Genomic DNA, 22,012 nt, shown 5'->3' on the forward strand with positions numbered 1-22,012 from the left:
CCGTCGCTCCCGCAGCGCGGGATGCTCGCCCGTCTCCTCGTCACCGCCCCCAGCGCTTCCGACGGCCTTGTCGCTCAGAAGGCGTATCGGATGCGCAGCCATGGAGCGTGAGTGGCCAGCAACTGGCGCATCCGGGTCAGGGCCTCCCGTTTGATGTCCAGCGAGTAGCGCACGTTGACGGCTCCGTTCTGCGAGCGCTTGGTCTCCTGGGCGGCCGGCTGCCACAGCACCTCCTCGGCGCGGGGGTGCCAGCCCAGGTTGACCTCGTGGAGTGCCTGGTTGTGGGTCAGCATGATGATCTCGGCGGCCGCCTGCCGCTTCACGCGGGCGGGCAGGACGTCGTCGAGCCGGGTGAGGAGGTCGGCCCAGTCCTCCTGCCATCCCGGTCGCAGGACGACGGGCGAGAGGTTGAAGTGCACCTCGTAGCCGGCGTCGAGGAAATCGGCGGCCGCCGCGATCCGCTCGTCGATCGAGCTGGTACGGATGTCGAGCAACCGGGCGTCCTGGTGAGGCATGAGGGAGAAGCGCACCCGGGTACGGCCCTGTGGGTCGAGTGCCAGCAGGTCGGGGTTGACGAACTTCGTCGCGAAGGACGCCTTCGCCGTGGGGAGGCCACGGAAGGCGACGACGAGGTCTGCCGTGTTGTCGCACACCAGGGCGTCGACGGAACAGTCGCCGTTCTCGCCGATGTCGTAGACCCACGCCTCCGGATCGCACTGGTTGGGTTCCGTCTTGGGGCCTTGGGCCCGCACGTGGCGGCGGATGTGCGCCACGATCGCCTCGATGTTGGTGAACAGCGTGATGGGGTTGGCGTAGCCCTTGCGGCGGGGGACGTAGCAGTAGGCGCAGGCCATGGCGCACCCGTTCGACGGCCCGGGGGCGATCCAGTCGGCCGATCTGCCGTTGGGGCGTGTCCGGAGTGTGTGCTTCTCGCCGAGGACGAGCGTGTCGGTCTTGATACGGACCCAGCGGCCGATGTTCCCGTCGTTGCCGTGGAGGGCGGGGATGCGCCAGTGGCTTTCGACCTCGGTCACGCCTACTCCGGGGAGCCGCGCCATGATCTGCCGGCCGCGCGGGGAGTCGAGCGCGGCCGGCTCCGCGTAGACCTCTCGCACGTCGAGCATCCGGCGTGCCTCCGGGCTGTCCCGGAAAGCTGGTCGCGCGGTCTGCTCCGGCGAAGAGTCCGCCCAGCCGAAGAGTGACAGTTGCCGGGGCGCTCCCGACCCGTGTTCCGTCGGCGGCTGATTCACGTGCTTGTCCCCTCTGCGCCCGGCGACCGTGGCGGGTGCTCGCGCAGCGATCGGGCCTGTCCCCAGTGTGCGTCATGTCGAGGGACGGGCCGCCGCCCTCCCTCGTGCTCCCTGCCTCATGGTCATGCCGCCCCGGTCGGCCTGTCGCGCCTTGGCCGGCGCTTCTGTGTGACGCATCGGGCCCCGGGCCGACGGTGCGGCTACTTCTCCGGGTCGTGGCCCCAGTTCATCAGGGAATGCCTCCAGCGCGTGGCGTGGACGTCACCGTCGGGGCGCTGCGCCAAGTGCCGCCTGACATAGCCGCTTACCTTGCGCATGTGCGCGAGGTCATCGTCGCCGAGGTCACCCTCACGGGTGCGGAGCAGCTGGACGATCCGCCGGCCGGACGCGTGACCGGTGGACTCCTGGCCTCCGTCCTTCTGACCCACTTCCTGTGACTGCTCGGTGCCGAGCCACTTCTCCAGTTCGCCGGCGCTCATGTTGACGGCGTCATGGAAATGGTCGAGCGTCCCTTGGCGCTCCTCGTCCTTCGGGGCACTCATGAGCCGCCCCCGCTCTTCTTCCTGCGCAGTGACTCCGGACGGTGCACGGCCTTCTTGCCCGTCTTGGCGCTGCGCACCTCGTACTGCGGCTCGTCCTCGGAGGCGTCCACCGTCCGGCCGGCCGCCTCGGCACGCTTCTCGATCTTCCGGGTCACGGCGCCTTCCACCTTCTGCCCATGGCTTCGCCAGGTGACGTCGTCGCCCTGGGAGAGCTTCTTGTCGTTCTTCGCCATGGTGGGTCCTTCCCGTCGTCCTCGGGTGCCCGGTCGCCAGCCGCCGTGCGCTTGGTCCGGCCCCTCCAGGATCGTGGCTGCGTATCCTTCGTGCACGACGGAAGTGGCTTCGCCGCTCGGCCCGGCGCTGAGCGGGCGTGGCAGGGCCGACCTGCGGGTTCGCCACGCGGTGCGCCCCGCATCCGTCGTGGCCGCCGTCGCGGAGGTCACCCGGCGAAGGCACCGCGCGGCCGGCCCGGCACGGGCGCGGACACTGACTCCACTTGCCGCGACCAGGGTTAAGGATCGTCGGTGAAAGGGCACACAACACGGCGCACAATCCATCCCACGAAGGAGAGTCATGGCAGTCGCCGGTGGCCCGCAGTACACCGTTCCAGGTCTCAGTACCAAGGACAGCAAGCAGATCATCTCGCTCCTGAGTATGCGCCTGCACGCTCTCAACGATCTGGCGCTCACTCTCAAGCACATTCACTGGAACGTGGTGGGCCCCCACTTCATCGCCGTCCACGAGATGCTCGATCCTCAGACCGCCGCGGTCAGGGGGATGGCCGACGACACGGCGGAACGGATCTCCGCGCTCGGCGGCGAGCCACACGGCACACCTGGCATCCTGGTCGCCGAGCGGACCTGGGACGACTACAGCCTCGGCCGCGCGGACGCCATGGCACACCTGGGCGCCCTTGACCTCGTCTACACCGGCATCATCACGGGGCACCGGTCTGCGCTCGGCAAGGCCGGCGACATCGACCCCGTCACCGAGGACCTGCTCATCGAGCACCTGCGCTCCCTGGAGCAGTTCCAGTGGTTCGTCCGGGCCCATCTGGAGAGCACCGGCGGCTCCCTGTCCACGGCGGGCACCAGGACGGAGCGGCAGGCCGCCGAAGCCGCGTCCCCCGCCCGTAGGACGGCAGCCAAGCGGACGGCGAAGAAGACCGGCCGCCCCAAGGCCTGAGCAGCTCACACCCGGTTCCGGTGTGCGCACGAGCGCACCGGAACGCCCGACGCCGGCTCTGCGGGGCCGCCGTGCGGCGGACGCCGCCCCACGAGACCTGCCGCCCGACGAAACACCGGTCGCCACCGCCGGGGGCTGGCCTACGACGACCGGTGATGTGCCGGGCGGCGGACACGCCCGCCGTCTGGGCCGATGGGGTGAGGGTCTCACCGTGTCCCCCCGGACAGGGGAGGTATCAACCACGCACCGCACAAAGGCACCCCGGCAGCAGCGTGGGTGTGCACGTGGCCGCGAGCAGAAGGGGTTGCACATGCTGGGACTGCGGCACACCGCGGCGGAACCGATCCGGTCGTCCGACATTCCGCAGACGGCCCGGGACGCCATTCGTGCCGTCGAGGCAGAGCTCCGGTCGGTCCTTGACGAAGGACTGCGCCGGGCCCGTGACACCGATCCCGTGTTCGCCCAGGATGTCGCCGACCGAGTCTCCGCGTTCGTCCTGCGTGGCGGGAAGCGGCTGCGCACCGCGTTCACGTGGTGCGGCTGGCGGGCGGCCGGCGGCGTGGGTGACGTCACGGCGGTCCTGCGTACCGGTGCGGCCGTCGAACTCGTACAGGCGTGCGCTCTCATTCACGACGACGTGATGGACGGATCTCCGCTGCGTCGTGGCGCTCCTGCCATACACGTGGACTTCGCCCGCATGCACGAGGCCGCCCGCCTGACGGGCCCGCCCGACGCGTTCGCGACCTCCGCCGCGGTGCTCGCCGGCGACCTGGCGCTGACCTGGGCGGACGATCTCCTGACCGAGACGGCGCTCGGCTCCGCGCACGGTCATCGGCTGTACCAGGAGTGGCGGGCCATGCGCGGCGAGATGGTGGCCGGGCAGTACCGGGACATCCGTGCCCAGGCCGCCGGGGCATGCGGCGTCGACGAGGCGATGAGCATTGCCACGCTGAAGAGCGCTCTCTACACGGTGGAGCGGCCACTGGCGCTCGGTGCGTCCCTGGCCGACGCCTCACCCTCCACGCTGCGGGCGCTGCGCCTCGCCGGCCGGTGCGCCGGTCTCGCCTTCCAGCTACGTGACGACTTCCTCGGGACGTTCGGTGACCCGGCGCTCACGGGGAAGCCCGCCGACGACGACCTGCGGACGGGCAAGCTGACCTACTTGCTCGCCGTCGGTCTCCAGCTCGCCCAGGACTCCGGTGACCTGGAATCCGCCGAGGCGCTCGCCCCGGGTGGCCTCGTGCCTTCAGCTGATGCCGTGGAGGGGATGCGGGCGGCGCTGGAGCGGACCGGGGCACGGGCTGTCGTGGAGTCGAAGATCACGGATCTCCGGGCGACCAGCCTGAAGCACTTCGAACGGACAGGCGCCGAAGCCTGCGTCCAGCGCGAATTCGCCACGCTGGTCGAACAGGCCGCGGGCGGGGCCCCGGAGCGCACCGGGGAGGTCGCGTGAGGGCGGTTCCGGGGCCGACGGACCATGTCGTCGTGGTGGGGGCAGGCCTGTCCGGACTGGCCTGTGCCCTGCACCTGCTGGGCGCCGGCCGCCGGGTGACGGTCGTCGAGCGGGAGGCCGGCCCGGGCGGTCGCGCCGGCCGAGTGCGGCTCGGCGACTACCAGGTGGACACCGGCCCCACCGTCCTGACGATGCCCCACCTGGCCGCCGAAGCCTTCGCCGCCGTCGGCGACCGCCTCGACCGCCACGTCGAACTGACGGCTCTGCATCCCGCCTACCGGGCGAGCTTCGCGGATGGCAGTGCGCTCGACGTGCACACCGACGGGGAGACGATGGAAGCGGAGGTACGCCGTTTCGCGGGACCTGCCGAAGCGGCGGGCTATCGCGCACTGCGCACGTGGCTGGAACAGCTCTACCGGGCGCAGATGCGGCGGTTCATCGACGCGAACGTGGACTCGCCCCTCCAACTGCTCCACCCTGACCTGGCCCGCCTGGCCGCGCTGGGTGGCTTCGGGCGACTGGACCGACGCATTGCCCGCTTCCTCACCGACCCTCGTCTGCGCCGGGTCTTCACGTTCCAGGCCTTGTACGCCGGTGTCGCCCCGGCCCGGGCTCTCGCGGCCTATGCGGTGATCGCCTACATGGACACCGTGGCCGGCGTCTGGTTCCCGAAGGGCGGCATGCACGCCCTTCCCCGGGGCATGGCGGACGCGGCCGCCGGTGCGGGCGCCGCGTTCCACTGGTCCGACGAAGTCACCACGTTGGAGCGCTCGGCCGGACGGGTCCGTGCCGTACGCCTGGCCTCGGGTGAACGGATCGCCTGCGACGCCGTGGTGCTCTCGTGCGAGCTGTCCGCCGCGTACCGGTTGCTGGGGCGCGCCCCTCGGCGCATGGTCGGGCTGCGGCACTCACCGTCCGCTGTGGTCCTGCACGCCGGGACGGACCGTTCGTGGCCCGGCCTCGCCCACCACACCCTTTCGTTCGGTGCGGCCTGGGAGCGTACGTTCGACGAGCTGACCCGCTCGGGCCACCTGATGAGTGACCCCTCCCTGCTCATCACCCGGCCGACGACACACGATCCCTCCCTGGCTCCGCCGGGCAGGCACCTGCACTACGTGCTGGCGCCCTGCCCGAACACCGATGTGGGCCCCTCCGCTGCCGCGTGGCGCGACGTGGGGCCGCGCTACCGGGACAGTCTGGTCGCCGAGCTGGAGCGCCGGGGCCTGGAGGGGTTCGCGGACAGTGTGCAGGAGGAGATGCTGGTCACCCCATGGGACTGGACGGCGCAGGGGCACGCGGCCGGCAGCCCTTTCTCCGTCTCCCACACCTTCGCCCAGACCGGCCCGTTCCGCCCGCGCAACCTGGTACGCGACCTGGACAACGTCGTCCTCGCCGGGTGCGGGACCACTCCCGGGGTCGGCGTGCCGACGGTACTCATCAGCGGCAAGCTCGCGGCAGCGCGTATCACCGGGGGCGGCCGGGGCCGTCCGGTCCGGACCCGTCCCGCGTCGCGGGTCTCACGGGTGGCCTCCCCCTCCGCGGAGGCCGCTCATGACCCGGCGTGAACTGGACGCCGCCGGCATCACCGATCCCGTGCTGCGCGCCGCTTACACGCAGTGCCGACATCTCAACGCCTGCCACGGCAAGAGCTACTTCCTGGCCACGCGGCTGCTTCCGGTCGAACGCCGCTCCGCCGTACACGCGCTGTACGGCTTCGCCCGCTGGGCGGACGACATCGTGGACGACGTGGACCGGCACCGCACGCCCGAGGAGCGGGACCGCCTGTTGCGGCGCGTGGAGAGCGACCTCGCGGACGGGTTGCGGACCGGGGGCGGGGACGAGCCCGTGGTCCGGGCCGTTGCCGACACCGTCGGCCGCTACGACATCGATCCGGCGCTGTTCGCGGACTTCCTGGTCTCGATGCGCAGCGACCTGCACGTCACGCACTATCCGACCTTCGCCGACCTGCAGGCCTACATGCACGGCTCGGCGGCGGTGATCGGACTGCAGATGCTGCCCGTGCTCGGCACCGTCGTTCCCCGCGAGGAGGCGGCGCCGCACGCGGCGGCGCTGGGAGTGGCGTTCCAGCTGACCAACTTCCTGCGGGATGTGGGAGAGGACTTGGACCGCGGTCGTGTCTATCTGCCGACGGACCTGCTCGCCGCACACGGCGTGGACCGGCCGCTGCTGGAGTGGAGCCGGCGCACGGGCGGCGGCGACCCGCGGATCCGCGCCGCGCTGGTCGCCGCCGAGGCCATGACCAGAGAGGTGTACCGGGCCGCGGAACCGGGCATCGCCATGCTCGACCCGAGGACACGCCCCTGCATCCGCACCGCGTTCACTCTGTACGGGGGCATCCTCGACGCCATCGCGGAGCAGGGCCACGCCGTACTGCATCGGCGTGCGGTGGTCTCCCGGAAGCGTCGCGCGGCCACGGCCACCGCCGGTCTTCTGCAGATCGCGGGCGCGTCGTGGCGTGCGCGCACCGCTGGTGGGGGGGTGCGGAGAAGTGACACCGTGACCGCGACGAAAGGGCCTCCGCAGTGAGCGACCGGGCGGACCGGACCGGCTGGACGCCGCCGTTGCGGCGGCGCCGCAGGCCGCACTGGGCGGCACAGACACCGACGTGGCGGGAGGCCCGCCCGGCTCTGATCGCCGACGCGCTCGAACGGGCCTCGGCACGCCCGTCCGGCAACTGGTTCGTCGTCGGCGCCTCCCGCGACGTCCGCGCGGGCGACCGCCCGTACGGCAGAACGGTGGGAGGCGTCGAGATCGTGCTGTGGCGGTCGGACACCGGTGGCCTGCACGCAGGCCCGGGCGCCTGCCCGCACCTTGGCGCGCCCCTGCGCGACAGCCGGCTGGTGTGCGGCACGCTGGTGTGCCATTGGCACGGACTGGCCTTGGACGGTGAGCCGGTCCCCGGCTGGGATCCCTACCCGGCTCACGACGACGGCGTACTGCTCTGGGTCCGGCTGGACGCGGTCGGCGGCGAGGACCCGTCGGATCGTCCGGTCGTGCCGGTGCGGCCGCTCTCGGGCAGGGCGGTGGACGCCGTGTTCACGGCGGTGGGGCGGTGCGAACCTCAGGACGTGATCGCCAACCGGCTCGACCCGTGGCACGGCTCCTGGTTCCACCCGTACTCGTTCGCCGACCTCACCGTGGTCCGGGTGCCGCGCGACGAGGAGGACGACGCCTTCGTCGTCGACGTCTCCTTCCGCGTGACCAACCGGCTGGTGGTGCCCGTCCGGGTGGAGTTCACCGCGCCCGAGCCGCGCACGGTCGTCATGCACATCACCGAGGGCGAGGGAGCCACGTCCGTCGTGGAGACGCATGCCACGCCGCTGACCGGCGAGGCGGCCGAGCAGCCGCGAACCGCCGTGATCGAGGCCGTCATCGCCACTTCGGACCGGCGCGGCTTCGCCCTCGCCCGGGCTGTCGCGCCCGTGCTGCGCCCCTTGATGCGCCGGACGGCCGGCCGGTTGTGGCGCGACGACCTGGCGTACGCGGAACGGCGCCGGGCGCTGCGCAGCACGGGGCGCTTCCCAGGGTGAGCGCAGCGCGTCACGGGGGCGCTCACCCGTCCTCCTCCGCTACGCGCGGCAGGCCGCGGGGGCCCCGGTCGGCTGGTGCTTCCAGTCGCGGGGGCCCCGGTCGGCTGGTGCTTCCAGTCGCGGGGGCCCCGGTCGGCTGGTGCTTCCAGTCGCGGCTGTCAGCGTCTCCCTGCCGCGCCGAGTGCTCGCAGCACGGGGGAACGCCCTCGTCGGGGGACCGTCCAGAGTGTCTGTCCGCGGACGCCCCATGCGGCGAGCAGCGCGCCGGCTGCCAGAAATCCGGTGGTGGCCGCGCGTTCCATCAGAGCGACGGGCAGGTCGCAGCGGATGGCATCACCGGCCAGCGTCACCCGAGGATGGGGCGTCACGACGGCGGGCCGTCGGGAATGGGAGCCCACGGGGAAGAACGGGCAGTCGGAGCGCCACTCGTGCCGGGCGTCAACGACGTGGGCCTCCCGGATCTCCGGATAGACCTGCCGCACGCTCTCGACGAGACGGTTCTGCACCGCTGTCGGATCCGTGCCGACGGGTACGGCGTAGGCGTGCAGTTCGACTACTGAGCCACCGGTCAGCGCGGCCCAGCGGGCGGCTTCGCCCTCGTAACGTTCCAGGACGCTGATGTTGTCGAGGCCGCCGTATCCGCTGGTGCCCAGGAACCCAGGACGATCGGAGCGGACCGGGCGGTCGAGCCACAGCCGGGAGACAAGGAAGGGCGGGGCGGTGACCAGGGCGGCGATGTCGTCACGCCAGGCGAGGGAGCCCAGTCCGGGTGACGCCGCGACGATCTGACGCAGTGCGCCGGGGTCGAGTGCGAGCACGACCGCGTCATGGCGGTCGGTGGGGCCGTCGGTGCGGACCTCCACTCCCCCGTCCTCGTACGGATGGATGCCATGGACGGGCGTGCCGGTGCGGACATGCGCTCCGAGGCTCTGGAGGTACTCACCGAGCGGATCCCACAGGGCTTGCGGGAAGGGCTCGGTCGGTACGTCGAAGAGCAGGCCCTCCGAGGAGCCGAGGAAATAGATGTGGAACATCAGCAGGAGTTCCGCGGCGGACAGTTCGCGTGGGTCGGCGAAGAAGCTCCGCGAGAACACCTCGAACGCCAAGTGGTGGGCGGCCTCGGGGAACCGGACGCGCTCCAGAAAAGCCGTCGCACTCATGCTGTCGAAGCGTTGGTAGACGTCGGGCACGCGGACGTCGAGGAGTGGCAGCGCGGCTCGGGCGTCCATGGCGGTGAGGTCGCGCCGGCCGAACGTGGGACTGAGGGCGACGAATCCGAGCGCGCTGAGGGGCGGCGTCCGGGGAACGCGGGCGAAACTGTCGGCCAGCCCGTTGCTGTGCTGGAGCGGATAGTCGGGCAACGGGCGGAGCCGGTCGAGCCCGGGATCGGTCCGGCGCAGAAGACCGCGCAGGTTGTAGTACTGCCGGAAGAAGGCGTGGAAGCCGCGGCTCATGGTTGCGTCGGAACCGTCGGCGAGGCGGGTGCGCCAACCCGCGAGTCGGCCGCCGAGCGACGCCTCCCGCTCGTAGAGGGTCACCCGAGCGCCGCGCTCGGCCAGCAAGGTAGCGGCTGCCAGCCCGGCGATACCTCCGCCGACCACGGCGACGCCCGGCGCGTCCGTGCGGTCGAAACGTTCCCGGCCGGCCGCGGGCATCAGGATCTCGGCTTTGCGGTCGCGGCCCCGGCGAGCGGCCGGTTGACGGGCGGTCACCTGGCGCCCCGCGCTGTCCTGGCGAATGCGTTCCGGGTCAGGGAAGCGGGTACGGTTCCCGCGGGTCCGACGCCGGTCTGCCGCCCGGCGGCGGTGACCGCTCGCACAACCCCGCATCCTGCGTCGGCCGGACGGGTCGCGACGGCGGAAGCGGTGGCGCAGGCGGGAGCAGTGACGCAGGCAGGGGCTGTTGCGGGGGCAGGGGCAGTTGCGGGGGCTGGGACAGTTGCGCGGGCTGGGGCCGCGTGGACGGCAGAGGCGGTGGCGTACGGTCCCGTCCCGGTGGCATCCCCGTCGTCGGTGGTCAGAACCTCGAAGCAGACATGCACGGGCCACGTCCCGGCCCGTGAACGCCCCCGCAGGGGGACATCGGTGCGGTCACCGGGGTTGAGCGCCGTGAGGAGCTCGCAGGGGTGCGACGCGTCGTCGCACGCACGTGCCGGCTCGTGGTCGCGCAGCAGAGTCATCGTTGTTTCTCTCCGGGTCGGGGGGCGGGGCGGGCACGGCGTCGCAGGAAGGGCAGTTCCACAGCGGTGCGGAGCATGGGGGCGACCGGTGTCCGCAGGCCGATGCCCCACTCCTCCCACGGCGAGGTAGTGCCGTCGAGGAAGCGCAGCAGGCGCTCCGGCGGGATGCGACGGAACAAGCCGGTGAAGAAGTCGGGGCCGTCGATCCGCCCGGTGTCCAGGGCCCGCAGCAGCACCGCGTCCATGGCCAGCGCGCGCCGGCCGTACGGCGGGGGCGCGATCGCACGCCCGCGGCGCAGGGCGTCGGCGATGGCCCGGCTCTGCCGCTGGACCGCCGCGAAGGTGTAGCCGGTCGCCGGTCGCGTGGCTCCTCCCGCGCTCCCGATCCGGAAGACGCGAGGCCCGTCCCGGCGGGGGAAACGCGCGTCGGTCATCGGAATGACGCCCTCCTCCGCCGCGTCGACGGTGAAGGCCCCGAGCCGCAGGACGTCGCGGGTGTACTGCCCCAGCGCCGCCTCGTACGCCGCCGTGGTCAGCGGCGTACGTGAGAACTCCGTGTACTCGACGAGTGCTCGATTCCCCGCCAGCGGAAGGACATAGCCGAAGGCGAGGCCGTGGCGCGGCTGCGGAACCCGGAAGTCCATCAGGTCGGCGACCTCGGGGTCGAACAAGTCCGTACCGGTCCGCACGAACCACCCACGAAAGTGCTGCATCAGTTGCGTCCGGGCCGGTGGCAGGGCGGGCAGAGGGCGTGAGTCGAACACATGCCGTGCGCGGAGCGTCATAGCCCGCCCCTCGGGCGTCGTACAGGCAACTTCCGCGCCGTCAAGGGTGTTGTGCACGCTGTCCGCCGTCGCCTTCAGTACGCGCGAGCCGGGTGAGCGGGCGAGCCCCGCATGCACCAGCCGCTCCAGATCCGTGGACCGGAGCATGCGGTAGCGCAACGGAGAAGGGTCCACGGTGGTGGCACGACCGTCGTGACCGTGCACGCGCAGCCGGGACCAGGAGGCGGTGACGACTTCGTCCCACTCACCGGCTCCCCGCTCCCAGTAGCACCATGTGCGGGCTGCCGGGCGCTGCGCACCGCCCGGGGCGTCCACCAGGGTGACGGTGAGGGAACCGGCTGCCGTCAGGCGGTGGGCGAGGCTGAGCCCGGCCGCGCCTCCGCCGACGATGATCACATCGCAGATCTCGTCGGGCGTCTCGGAACACCGGGTCACGTGTCGCGCCGTTCGACGCCGGGTGTTCCGCCCCTGTCGCTCGTACGTCTGCCGAGCAGTCCGGCGGTGACGCCACCGCCGAGCGCCCCGTCGGGGCCGGTCACCGGCACGTGTACGCCGTTGATGTCCACGTCTCACCTTCGATAGCAGGGGCCGGTCGGCGGTATCTCTCTCCGTCGTATCTGTTTTGTGCACAAGCCGCCGGATGCGCGCGACACATCGAGCGCGGAATCCGTTCCTCGGTGTGCCCTTGCCTGTCCGTAACGCCAGGGTCACCGCGTTCCCGTACGGGCTTCCCCGGCGCGCCTGGTTGGTGGGGTGCCGGCGCGAGCACTCCCGCCTCATTCACTCGAACACATCGCGTCCGGCTGGGCCGGACGCCACAGCGACCGGCCCCTGAGGTCCACGCACAATCACCTGAGCGCGGCGGACTCGGCGCCCCCGACAGCCTGGCCGGAAGATCCGACGTACCGGACGAGTGACCGGTGGCGGACGGTGACACGGTCATCCACGTGTACGCACGGAGGGGGTTTTTCGCTATATGAGTGGGTAAGGAGTCTTTGATCGCCATGGGCGACAAACCGGTACGAAACCATTCGGATGATGCAGATCAAGGAGAGCTCGATGTCCTCGAAGCGACGCCGCAAGAAGAAGGCCCGACGCAAGAACGGCGCGAACCACGGCAGCCGTCCGCAGACCTGAAGGGCGCCGACACATCCGGGGGCGGCATCCTGCCCCTGTCACCCGCTCGGTCGCCCCGTAACGGCGCCCGGCCTCCGGAGCCGGAATGACTCTCTCCCCGAGGCGCATGGTCTCAGGGGCCGTGTCACCGGCTCCGGAGGCAGCGACAGCCCGCCGACCAAAGGGCACGACCATCGGCGGCCCGGCAGGTGAGACTCCCTGCGTCAACAATCGTTTTCGCGGCATGCTCACCCGGCATCCACCCGCTCACCGGCGCGCGCCCGCGCTGCCGACCTCGGGCATGCTCACGCCGCAGGAGCGCTTCGAGCCGACGACTCAGGCCCCCGACTCCGACCCGACGGCACGTTCGGCGCATGTCGTTCCCCGCCCCAGCCGCTTGTCCGTGCCCATGAGAACGGTTGCGGGCACGGCCGACCAGGCGGCGACCCTCCGGTCGACGACTCACCTTCACGTCAGGTTGCGGGGCCATGATCCGCGAAAGCGGGCTCAGGGCAGGATCGAATCAACATATCCGCCGTCCACCCGCAGGGCGCCGCCCGTGGTCGCCGATGCGAACGAAGAGGACAGGTAGACCACCATGTGGGCGATCTCGTCCGGTTCGATGAGGCGCTGGAGCAAGGATTGCGGCCGATGGATGCGCATGAACTCGCGTTGCGCCTCGTCCCACGGGAGGTCCTTGTCGACCAGCTCGTAGACGAAGTCCTCGACACCGCCGGTGTGCGTCGGCCCGGCGATAACGGAGTTGACCGTCACTCCGGTGCCTGCGGCGTCCTTCGCGAAACCGCGCGCGACCGCCAGCAGCGCCGTCTTGGACACGCCGTAGTGGATCATCTCAGCCGGGATCGCGACCGCCGAGTCGCTGGCGATGTACTGCACACGGCCCCAGCCGTTCTCCTTCATGCCAGGCAGGTACGCACGGGTCATGCGAACCGAGGCCAGGACGTTGACCTCGAAGTAGCGACGCCACTCGTCGTCGCCGATCTCCAGCGCCGGCTTGGCGCCGAAAATGCCGAGGTTGTTGACGAGGATGTCGGCCTGCGGCAGCACGGCCTGCACCTGCCGGGCCCCTTCGTCCGTAGCGATGTCGCCCGGCGCGGCGACGAACTCCGCCTCCGGCCACTGCTCACGCAGTCGCTCAATGGCAGCTGCCACCGAGTCCGCGCTGCGGCCGTTGATCGCGACGCGGGCACCCGCACCCGCGAGTCCGGCGGCGATCGCCGCGCCGATCCCCTGCGTGGAGCCGGTAACGAGGGCTGTTCTTCCGGAAAGGTTCACGAGCATGGGAATCGCCTTCCCTGGATGCATCAGAATCAATCACCTCAGAACGAGCATTCAGCGCATTACCACCTCCCCTGTTCACAGCATCGGGGGCCATCTGCGTGCAAGGCAACGCCTCGTGGAACCGCATCGGACCCCTACCCCGACCCCGGTGCGCGGGTCGAGGTTCCAACCCGCTGCGACACGACTGCCCCGCCGCACTCCGAGGGCGGGTCGGTCGACGGCATCGAAGGTCAGAAGATCCTCTCCCTGATTCTTCTCAAGTCGCATCCCTGATTCTTCTCAAGTCGCAGTGTTTCGGCGGGACTTCAGGGTACGCGAGCATCGGGCCGGTCGATTGGCGATCCGGCCTCAGAGGGATCACGAAGGAGTGGGCACACATGACGACGCAGTATGGCAATCATCCGACCGGACAGCAGCCCCACGACGCACCGCAGCGCGCGGCGACCGGCAACGTGCTGAGCATCATCGCGATGGTGCTGGGCGTGATCTCACTCATCTTCCTGCCCATCGTCTTCGGTGTGGTCGGCCTGGTCCTGGCCATCGTGGCCAAGACCGTCCGGCACGAGCGCCTCGCCGTGGCCGCGATCGTGGTCAGCGCCGTGGGCCTGGTGGGCGGAATGATCCTCGGTGCCGTCGTGGCCGGCTCCTGAATGAGGCTCGTGCCGGGTGTGCCGACGACCGGGTAGCCCGGCGCGACACCACACCGCCCGTTCTGCCTGCCTCACCATGAGCGCACGACAACCGCTCCGAACGACGACGGTGCTGCCGGTGGGCCGGCTCGGCCAGGGAACGTACCCGCGAGTCGGCTCCCTTTCTCTCCCCCGTATCGCTGCCGGGCAGTTGGGACTCCTCATGCATGGCCTCGTGCGGGGCTGAGCCCTGCGGTGCGTGCATCATGACGAGACATGACGGGGATGACATCTCGACACGCGCAAGTCGGAGAGCGCAGTGTGGGCCGCCCCGAGCCTCAGCGGTCTCCGGTGCCGCATCAGGCGACGTTCCCCATGCCGAGGACCTTGTGCAGGCGCTGCCCAGCGGCGCCTGCACAGGGTGCCGACGGCAACGTGTCGCAGCACTCGTGCTGGTCGCGGGTGGCTGTCTGCTGACGAAATCATCTGACGACTCCCCGAACCCGGCCGCCGTGCGCGAGACACTCCCTACGCTGCGCCGTCCGACGGATCTCGTGATGCTGGGCCGGATCGCCGCTCGGCTGGCGAAGCTCGACATCGTCGAGGAGCAGATGGCCGAGCAGCTGGCAGAAGTACGGTGCGAGCGTGGCGAGTTCGAGGGGGAGATGCGCGCCACGCGGCGGAGCAGCGACCAGATACACAGCGATGTCTCGCCGGCAGGGCAACTGCGTGACGCGAAGCCAAGGGCTCAGGCGGGCCGCTGCGGGAGCGCCGCTCAATCCGTTAATCGGTTGCGGACCTTTCTGCATGAGGTGTCTGATCCCGGCTATGACGCTTGCGCTGGGAACGCCGACGGTCGACGGGGTTCGGGCGGCCATGGCCGCGCTGCGGGAATGGCAGTACGACGGAGCACCGATGCAGTTGCATTCGGGGGACATCGGCTGGAACTACCGGTTCGGAACGGCCGAGACGGCCTCGGCCGTACGGACCTGGAGCCGGGACGGACGGATCCTCGCGGTCGGCATGCTGGACTCCCCGACGCTGGTGCGGATGACGGTCGCTCCGGATGCTTTCCAGGACGAGGCCTTGGCACGGCAGCTCGTCGAGGACCTCTCGCTGCCTGAGCGCGGCGTGCTTCCGGAAGGGGCCGTGTCGATCGAGGCGCCGCTGGGTCTGCTGCTGCACGACCTGTTGACCAAGGAGGGCTGGGGCGTCGACGAACCGTGGACGCCGCTCTTCCGCGACCTCGCGAAGCCGGTGGAGGACCCTGGCGTGCGGATCAGGGCGATCGGCCCGGAGCAGGCGCAGGATTTCGCCGATGTCCTGCGGTCGGCGTTCAACACCTCGAGTCCTACGCGCGAGTACTGGCACGCGATGTCGGCGGGTCCGTTCTCCGCGGACGCCCGCTGCCTGGGCGCCTATGACGACCAGGGCGACGTGGCGGCGGTGGTGACGGTGTGGTCGGCCGGCCCGGGGAAGCCGGGGCTGGTCGAGCCGATGGGCGTGCACGAGGACCACCGTGGTCGCGGCTACGGCCGGGCGATCACCGTGGCAGGGGCGGCCGCGCTGCGGGAGATGGGCTCGTCCAGCGTGCGCGTGTGCACGCCGAGTTCCAACGTCGGTGGCGTCGCCACGTACAAGGCGGCCGGGCTCGAGGCGCGACCGGAGGTGCGGGACCGGATCCGGACGGCCTGACACCATGACTGCTCCGCAAAGCGGGCCCGGGTTCCCGGCGATGACCGACCGAGATGGGTGCGCTTACGGACGCGGGGGGCGCGGCTGTCGGACACGGCTCGTACGATGCCAGGCGTGGCACGCTTCGAGGATCTCCAACAGTCCCTGTGGGACACCGGTAGCGACTATGGAGTACAGCCGCCTGTGACGGCTGAGGTGATTCTGGAGGCCGAGCGGCTGTTGAACGTCACGCTCCCTGGCTCCCTGCTCGACCTGCTCCGACAGCAGAACGGGGGCCGGCTCACGCGCAGCCGCAACGCTTTCCCCACGAGCGGGCCGACCTCATGGAGTGCCGACCACGTCCCGGTCGACAGCCTGCTGGGAATCGGCCACCGCGAGCGAATGATCTCCGTGCTCGACAGCCCGTACCTGATCGAAGAGTGGGACCTTCCCGCCCCTGTGGTGCTGGTCTCGGGTGACGGGCATTGCTGGATCGGACTCGACTACCGGTCCGGTGGCCGGCACGGGGTGCCGGCCGTCACCTGGTTCGACGCTGACGACCACTCGGAATCGACCCTCGCTCCGGACTTTCAGTCCTTCGTCGAGGGCCTCACCGCCGCCGACGGGTTCGAGAGCATGAAGAGCGACGGCGGCGACCAGTAGATTCCCTCCTTCCGACGCCGCGGGCGATTCTCTGGGACGGATCAGCGTGTGGAGACCGATCGCTTCCGCATACTCAGGCGCCCACGGTCCCGTCGACACCTTCACGCAGGAAATCCGCGTGCCCGTTGTGGCGGCCGTACTCCAGAAGCACGTGCACCATCACCATCCGCAGCGACACCTCCTCGCCCCAGCGTGGCTGATACCCGGCCTGGTCCAGGGACTCAGCCTCCCGCTCGATACGCCGCGAGTTCTCCACCTCGGCGTCCCAGGCCCCGAACGCCTCGTCCCTGGTCGACGCACTCGCGTCGTACGCTGCCTGAAAGTCGATCTTTTCGGACCAGACCATGGGCGCGTCGTTGTCATCGAACACTCGGCGGAACCAAGCACGCTCCACCTCCGCCATGTGCTGCACCAGACCGAGCAGCGAAAGCGTGGACGGCGACATCGACTGCTGCCGCAACTCCTCGTCAGTGAGTTCTTCGCACTTCATGGCGAGGGTTGCGCGGTGGTAGTCGAGGAAAGCCCGCAGCATGTCGCGTTCACTGCCAAACCTGGGCGGTCCTATGCGATTGTCGCTGGCCATTGCTCGTGCTCCTCATCCGTGCCTGCGTTGAGGGCCAGTATCCAAACCCGTCGGCCGGCCCTGTACGAGGGCCGTCAACCGGACCTGATTGTTCCCCCGGCCGCCGAACGCACGAATGAGAAAGGCTCATTGGACCACCCCTGGGGAGCGGGCATGGCGGAGGGCTGAGGAGCGGGTTCGGCGTGAGCGGGTCCGGTTGACGGCCGCCGATCTGATCGAGGCAGGGGCCGGTGACCGGGAGGTGGCCCGGCGGTTCAGGGTGACCCGGATGTCGGCGAACCGGTGGCGGCGGGGTTTGAACACGCACGCCAGCCGCACCATGCGGCAGCTGACCGACACCCGATGGCGGCTGACCGCCTACCAGCTGCCGTCGTACGCCCCGGAGTTCAGCATGATCGGGGGCGTCTGGTCGCACCTGAAACGGTCCCTGGCCAACCTCACCAAGCACAGCCTCGACCAGCTCCCCGCGCTGGTGAAGACCAGGCTCAGACGCATGCAGTATCGACCCGGCGTCATCAACGGTCTTCTCGCCAAGACCAGGCCTCGACTTCCGACCGCCGTAACCCTCAGCCATTGGATCCCTTAGAAGGTGAAGTCCTCGGGTGCACCTTCGCCAACGCGGCCATCCACTGTCTCGCGAAGGATGTCCGCGTGGCCCGTGTGCCGCGCGTACTCCTCAATCATGTCCAAGAGCATGTCCCGGACGCTGGGCGTGCGACCGTCCGGCCAGGTGAAGGACGCCGGTCCGTCGAGCCCGCGCTCCTTGATGACGTCAGCGACGAGCTCGCGCGATCGCTCGACAGCGTCTCGCCACACTGTGTAGACATCATCCGGGGAGTCCAGGGCCCCGGTGCGCCATTCCCAGTCAGGGTCGGCGTCGAAGTCCACGGCGTCCCACGGGGCGCCGTACTCGTGACCGGCCAGCTTCACGGCCAGCCAGTCCGCCTCGACCAGGGCCACATGCTTGACGAGGCCACCGAGCGTCATCGAACTGGCGGCCGTGGTCGCGCGCAAAGCCTCCTCATCCAGCCCTGACGTTTTCCAGGCGAAGGTCCGCCGGTTGCGCTCGAGAACTGAACGCAGGGACTCCGCCTCAGCGAGGGCCGCAGACGGGTCAGGAAGGGGAGTTGACTCGCTCATGACCAGGAGCATAGTCGGACACGGCCCTCAGCTACCGCATACGTCCAGCGACGATACGCAACTGACATCGCGGACCTCGTCGAGCGAACACGTCCGGCATGTCCACCCGGAGCTGGATCTCACATCTCAGTAACGCCCACGACTAAAGATCTCTAGCTGAGCTCTTCGGCGAGTCCTACGACGATGCCCTCGGGGCCTCGGACGTAGCACAGCCGATAGATGTTCTCGTACTGCACGATCTCACCGACGAGTGCGGCAGTACCGTGCGTCTGCAGGCGGGCGACGACGTCCTCGATGTCGTCGACGGCGAACATGACGCGCCGGATACCCAACGTGTTCGCCGGTGCGTCTCGCGGTTCGGGGGTGATGGCCTTCGGCCTGTGGAACTTCGCCAGCTCCACCCGCCCGTGACCGTCCGGGACCCGCAGCATCGCAACGTCCTGTCGGACGTCATCGAGACCGATCACGCGCTCTGCCCCGCGCCATTCGAGGGGCCCCGTCCCCTCCAACTCCATGCCGAGTTCGACGAAGAACGCGATGACAGCCTCAAGGTCGTCGACGACGATGAGGACGTTGTCCATCCGCTGGATCGTCATGCTGTGCCTCCTTCGCGTGGCACGGCCACGGTAGCTGCTTCTGCCACTGGGACGGAGCCGACAAGCCAGCCTCGACGCCTTCGTCCGCCGCCCCGGTGACAAATTTCATGGACCACCGCAGGGTGAATGCGGGGTCGTATCCACTGGCCCGTGGTCGGCGGCCTGGGGGGGCGGATCCTGCCCACTGAAGTGCCTGGGGTGTGTCGATACCCGCGCGCAGCTACGACGCGAACCGTGGGGAGCCCGTGACCGTGATCGGCAGTACGCCAACGCCGGTACGTGGTGACAATGTGGCCTCTGACGTTTAGACGGGCTCATGCGGGTCAGGCGTTGGTCGTTCCTGAAGTCGACCACAGCAAGGTGTGAGTGACATGGCTGCTAACGAAAAGGCCCAGGCCAAGACCGAACAGGCCAAGGGAAAGATCAAGGAAGCCGCCGGGCGCACTACGGGCAACGACCGCCTCACCGCCGAGGGCCGAACTGACCAGGCCAAGGGCGACGCCCGCGAGACCAAGGAGAAGGCGAAGGACGCCTTCCGCCACTGATCTCCTCACGTCACGTCGCGCGCCCCTTCCCCCCGGGGCCGCGCAGACGGCTAGGGCCCGGCACTCGGTGCCGGGCCCTACCCGTCTTCTGTCACGCTCCGCTCCGGCGCAACGTCTTGCGTGGCGCGCGGGCCCATGCCGGGTCAATGACTTGGGCCGGGACCGTGAGTGACGGACACCCGGGGTCACGTGTCTACGGCACCGAACCCGGTGTCGAACTCAATGTGACACCTGGCCGGTTGGGGACCGCTCGCTTCGGAGCATCCGCTCTTCGACGACGTTGTCGGCGAGACCGCCACAGCCGAGGCAGCCGTCGCCCCGGCGGGGTTCCGCATCCCCGCCGGTCACGGCCCGGCCGTCACCGGAAGCGCCGAGCGAGAGGGCAGACGAGCGGGGACCAACTCGCTGACCGTCAGCGCTCCCGTGGCCCGGTGGCTCGCCGTCGGCCGCTCCCCCGGCCTCGGCGGCGGGCTGGGCTGGATCTGAGGCCGGCAGACGGTCAGCGTCCGGCGACAACGATCACGTCGTCTTCCGCGCTCCAGCAACGGACCTCGCTCTTGGCGGGGTTGATCCGCACACCGTCGTCGATTCCCGAACGCGCGAGGCGGCGACTGCGGTAGCCGATGGCGCACTCCCCCCTGCGGGAGGCGGACTCGACGACGGTGGCGAATGACGTCCGCTGCCCTGTCCTCACGTAGTCGCCGGCCGGCTTGAGGTGGATCGCGTTGCCGTGCGGAGCGAGGAGTTCCTCGAACAGGGCCGCGAGATGCCAGTTCTGGGAGATCTGCACCATCAGAAGGCCGACCAGCTTCCCGCTCACGATGAAGTCGGCTCCGACCCCGACGGGCGCGAGTGCCCTGTTGCGGTCGTCGGTCATCTCGGTGACCACACGGACCGCGACCCCCGACGTGCGCTCAAGTTCGCGCAGGAGCAGCAGCGTGACCAGCGTACGGTCGTCCGGTGCCTCAGCTCCGGGCCCGCGGTCGGGGCCGAGCACGATGACACCGTCGTACTCCGCCAGGTCCGTGCCGTTCACCGTCCCGGGAAGGGTGGGGTCACCCGGGGTGAAGGCGAGGGTCAGCGCGGGGGCGGCCTCCGTCGCGGCGGTCCGTACCTCTGCGGCCAGGCTCTCGCCGCCCTCGGCCACTACGTGAAGGACGGAACCGGCGGCAACGTGGCCCGAGAGGTGCCGGACGATGTGCCGGGCGCGACGGTTCCATCCCAGCAGGAGCACGCGTTCGCAAGGGCGTACCGACGGAGCCCTGTTCACGATCATCGTCTCGTCGAAGACCGCGGGCTCGTCGGTGGGCACCGTGGTGTCGTCGTCCTGGGCGATCACGACGAGCCGGTCACGTGCGGCGACCACGCAGTCGGCCGGCGGATTCAGATGCAGGGTCCCGTCCGCTCGTACGATGCCGACCACGCTGGACGCAGGGCAGATCCTCAGGACCTCGGCGAAGACACGCCCCTCGTGGGCCGATGCGTCGACGACGTAGAACTCGTCTCCGGCGAAGTCGAGCAGTTCCTGGTAGACGAGCGACAGCCCGGGCTGCCGGGCGCACTGGGCCACGAGCCGGGCGGTGACATCGTCGGCCTCGAGCACCACCGCGTTCGGGCCGGCTGCCAGTGCGGCTGCCAGGCGATACCGGGCGTCTCGGACCGCAGCCACCACCCGCACCCGATCGTCGTCGTCCACCGTGGCCCGTAAGGCCAGCAGATTCTTGACGATCTCCGCATCGTCGTCCGCCCGGTCACGGGGCATGACCACGACGACGTTCGCCGTGGCCGGGCTGACCCGCGCCAGCGCAGCCGGGTCGCTGGGGTGCCCGTTGCGGCAGACGATCCTCGTTCGGCCGGTGCCCCCCACCTCGGTGCGCAGTTCTTCCTCCATTTCGGTCACGTCCCGGTCGGCGAGGACCACGACGGCGGCTCGACGCTGTTTCGCGGGGGCTGCGACGAGTTCGGCCACCACCGTGAACGTCTGGGCCGACCAGCCGAGCAGGACGGTGTGGCCGTGCTCCAGGACCGTGGAGTGGCCACGCCGCAGGGCCGTGAGTTCATCGGTGATCGCTGTGGTCATGAGACCGACGACGGTGGAGACGTAAAAGAGTGCCACCAACGCCAGCAGGACCGACAGCACGACGCGCAGCGGCGAGCCGACCTCGCCGCCCAGCCTCAGGGTCTGCCCCACGCTCCGCCAGACCGCTGCGGTCTTCGCCCACGGGGTGTCCGGGGCGTGATCATCCGTCCACACCAGAAGTGCGCTCGCCGGGACGGCGAGAGCCAGGCAGGCGACGGCGAGCCATCCGATGAGGACGACCACGCCCCTCGCCAGCGTGTTGTCGAACCAGTACCGGGCCCGCTCACGCAGCGAAGCCCGTTGTGGCGTGGTCTCCCTCGCCGGGCGCGACGCCAGGGCCCGTGCGTCCTGCGGCTGCCTCTGCTTCCCCACGCGGGTGCTGCGCTGCACGCTCCGGCGCCGGCCCTCATCTTTGATCATCCTGTGCACAGCAGCAGCGTGGGGAATCGCTCCCTCCGCCACACGGGTATCCGGCAGCATTTCATCCTATGGGGATCAAGAGCGACAGCACGTGACGAAACGGCGCAGCGTCGACCACTCCCCCCGTCCCCGCCTTTCATGACGAGGCAGAGCGGTACATCCGTGCCGCGGCAGGCCTCCCGTATGCCGCAACGCCCCCCTCGGTTGGTCCTGGCGTCGCCGACCGCGGCGTGACCCCCTGAAGCTTTCACGCCGAGTCCGGCCGGAGGGCACTCGTACAGGCAGCGTGGCTTCAAGTGATGAACCATGTCCGCCCCAT

At 70.1% G+C, this 22,012-nt stretch carries 21 protein-coding genes and 1 pseudogene; 11 read left to right on the top strand and 11 right to left on the bottom strand.

What is annotated here, in order from left to right:
• Positions 1-74: 74 nt before the first annotated feature.
• The 3 genes from ABZ454_RS10650 to ABZ454_RS10660 form a co-directional block, all read right to left on the bottom strand.
• Entirely contained in the window at positions 75-1,205 is a 1,131-nt protein-coding gene (locus ABZ454_RS10650) for a spore photoproduct lyase family protein (protein ID WP_359537480.1), read from the bottom strand.
• A 245-nt stretch (positions 1,206-1,450) separates the two neighbouring features.
• Positions 1,451-1,792 (bottom strand): DUF3140 domain-containing protein, encoded by a 342-nt coding sequence (locus ABZ454_RS10655; RefSeq protein WP_359537175.1) that lies wholly within the window; start codon positions 1,790-1,792, stop codon positions 1,451-1,453.
• Complete coding sequence (locus ABZ454_RS10660; RefSeq protein WP_356321866.1) at positions 1,789-2,025, bottom strand: DUF2945 domain-containing protein; 237 nt, start codon at positions 2,023-2,025, stop codon at positions 1,789-1,791. The genes ABZ454_RS10655 and ABZ454_RS10660 overlap by 4 nt, the downstream gene beginning before the upstream one ends.
• A gap of 340 nt (positions 2,026-2,365) precedes the next feature.
• Here ABZ454_RS10660 and ABZ454_RS10665 point away from each other — a divergent pair, with 340 nt between their 5' ends.
• The 5 genes from ABZ454_RS10665 to ABZ454_RS10685 all read left to right on the top strand — a co-directional run bounded on the left by ABZ454_RS10665 (position 2,366) and on the right by ABZ454_RS10685 (position 7,981).
• Positions 2,366-2,977, top strand: coding sequence for a DNA starvation/stationary phase protection protein (locus ABZ454_RS10665; RefSeq protein WP_356321865.1), 612 nt, complete (start codon positions 2,366-2,368; stop codon positions 2,975-2,977).
• Positions 2,978-3,287: 310 nt separating this feature from the next.
• Complete coding sequence (locus ABZ454_RS10670; RefSeq protein WP_359537176.1) at positions 3,288-4,430, top strand: polyprenyl synthetase family protein; 1,143 nt, start codon at positions 3,288-3,290, stop codon at positions 4,428-4,430.
• A complete protein-coding gene (gene crtI / locus ABZ454_RS10675) occupies positions 4,427-5,995 on the top strand; it encodes a phytoene desaturase family protein (RefSeq protein WP_356321863.1) in 1,569 nt (522 codons plus the stop codon). Before ABZ454_RS10670 ends, crtI begins: the two co-directional genes overlap by 4 nt.
• On the top strand, positions 5,982-6,977 hold the full coding sequence (locus ABZ454_RS10680) for a phytoene/squalene synthase family protein (protein ID WP_359537177.1): 996 nt from the start codon (positions 5,982-5,984) through the stop codon (positions 6,975-6,977). The genes crtI and ABZ454_RS10680 overlap by 14 nt, the downstream gene beginning before the upstream one ends.
• Entirely contained in the window at positions 6,974-7,981 is a 1,008-nt protein-coding gene (locus ABZ454_RS10685) for a DUF5914 domain-containing protein (RefSeq protein WP_359537178.1), read from the top strand. Before ABZ454_RS10680 ends, ABZ454_RS10685 begins: the two co-directional genes overlap by 4 nt.
• Before the next feature lie 158 nt (positions 7,982-8,139).
• On the opposite strand, the gene ABZ454_RS10690 is transcribed toward ABZ454_RS10685, so the two are convergent.
• The 4 genes from ABZ454_RS10690 to ABZ454_RS10705 form a co-directional block, all read right to left on the bottom strand.
• A complete protein-coding gene (locus ABZ454_RS10690; protein ID WP_359537482.1) occupies positions 8,140-9,636 on the bottom strand; it encodes an NAD(P)/FAD-dependent oxidoreductase in 1,497 nt (498 codons plus the stop codon).
• Positions 9,637-10,156: 520 nt separating this feature from the next.
• A complete protein-coding gene (locus tag ABZ454_RS10695; RefSeq protein WP_359537179.1) occupies positions 10,157-11,380 on the bottom strand; it encodes a lycopene cyclase family protein in 1,224 nt (407 codons plus the stop codon).
• Entirely contained in the window at positions 11,377-11,511 is a 135-nt protein-coding gene (locus tag ABZ454_RS10700; protein WP_356321859.1) for a hypothetical protein, read from the bottom strand. Before ABZ454_RS10700 ends, ABZ454_RS10695 begins: the two co-directional genes overlap by 4 nt.
• A gap of 1,057 nt (positions 11,512-12,568) precedes the next feature.
• Positions 12,569-13,363 (bottom strand): SDR family oxidoreductase, encoded by a 795-nt coding sequence (locus ABZ454_RS10705; RefSeq protein WP_359537180.1) that lies wholly within the window; start codon positions 13,361-13,363, stop codon positions 12,569-12,571.
• A gap of 377 nt (positions 13,364-13,740) precedes the next feature.
• Here ABZ454_RS10705 and ABZ454_RS10710 point away from each other — a divergent pair, with 377 nt between their 5' ends.
• The 3 genes from ABZ454_RS10710 (at position 13,741) to ABZ454_RS10720 (ending at position 16,329) form a co-directional block, all read left to right on the top strand.
• Positions 13,741-14,013 (top strand): hypothetical protein, encoded by a 273-nt coding sequence (locus ABZ454_RS10710; protein ID WP_356321858.1) that lies wholly within the window; start codon positions 13,741-13,743, stop codon positions 14,011-14,013.
• Between the two features lie 807 nt (positions 14,014-14,820).
• Positions 14,821-15,687 carry a GNAT family N-acetyltransferase gene (locus ABZ454_RS10715; RefSeq protein ID WP_359537181.1) on the top strand — a complete coding sequence of 289 codons (867 nt, stop codon included), beginning with the start codon at positions 14,821-14,823 and terminating at the stop codon, positions 15,685-15,687.
• A gap of 114 nt (positions 15,688-15,801) precedes the next feature.
• A complete protein-coding gene (locus ABZ454_RS10720) occupies positions 15,802-16,329 on the top strand; it encodes an SMI1/KNR4 family protein (protein WP_359537182.1) in 528 nt (175 codons plus the stop codon).
• Positions 16,330-16,402: 73 nt separating this feature from the next.
• Here the strand turns inward: ABZ454_RS10720 and ABZ454_RS10725 are convergent, their stop codons facing one another.
• The gene (locus ABZ454_RS10725) at positions 16,403-16,912 is read right to left on the bottom strand and encodes a DinB family protein (protein ID WP_359537183.1); all 510 of its coding nucleotides are present in this window, start codon (positions 16,910-16,912) and stop codon (positions 16,403-16,405) included.
• Between the two features lie 115 nt (positions 16,913-17,027).
• Here ABZ454_RS10725 and ABZ454_RS10730 point away from each other — a divergent pair.
• Together ABZ454_RS10730 and ABZ454_RS10735 are read left to right on the top strand one after the other, a co-directional pair.
• Positions 17,028-17,156: pseudogene (locus tag ABZ454_RS10730) on the top strand (hypothetical protein); the annotation flags it as partial.
• Positions 17,157-17,207: 51 nt separating this feature from the next.
• Complete coding sequence (locus ABZ454_RS10735; protein WP_359537494.1) at positions 17,208-17,498, top strand: hypothetical protein; 291 nt, start codon at positions 17,208-17,210, stop codon at positions 17,496-17,498.
• Here ABZ454_RS10735 and ABZ454_RS10740 read toward each other — a convergent pair.
• Together ABZ454_RS10740 and ABZ454_RS10745 are read right to left on the bottom strand one after the other, a co-directional pair.
• A complete protein-coding gene (locus tag ABZ454_RS10740; RefSeq protein WP_359537184.1) occupies positions 17,495-18,052 on the bottom strand; it encodes a DinB family protein in 558 nt (185 codons plus the stop codon). The genes ABZ454_RS10735 and ABZ454_RS10740 overlap by 4 nt on opposite strands.
• A gap of 152 nt (positions 18,053-18,204) precedes the next feature.
• Positions 18,205-18,648: a VOC family protein gene (locus ABZ454_RS10745; RefSeq protein WP_356321852.1), complete on the bottom strand. Its 444-nt coding sequence runs from the start codon at positions 18,646-18,648 to the stop codon at positions 18,205-18,207.
• Between the two features lie 371 nt (positions 18,649-19,019).
• On the opposite strand from ABZ454_RS10745, the gene ABZ454_RS10750 reads away from it, so the two are divergent.
• On the top strand, positions 19,020-19,193 hold the full coding sequence (locus ABZ454_RS10750; RefSeq protein ID WP_356321851.1) for a CsbD family protein: 174 nt from the start codon (positions 19,020-19,022) through the stop codon (positions 19,191-19,193).
• Between the two features lie 499 nt (positions 19,194-19,692).
• Here ABZ454_RS10750 and ABZ454_RS10755 read toward each other — a convergent pair whose 3' ends face one another.
• A complete protein-coding gene (locus tag ABZ454_RS10755; protein WP_359537186.1) occupies positions 19,693-21,693 on the bottom strand; it encodes an NAD-binding lipoprotein in 2,001 nt (666 codons plus the stop codon).
• Positions 21,694-22,012 lie beyond the last annotated feature (319 nt).

The organism is Streptomyces sp. NPDC005803 (assembly GCF_040630435.1).
Classification (GTDB): Bacteria; Actinomycetota; Actinomycetes; order Streptomycetales; family Streptomycetaceae; genus Streptomyces.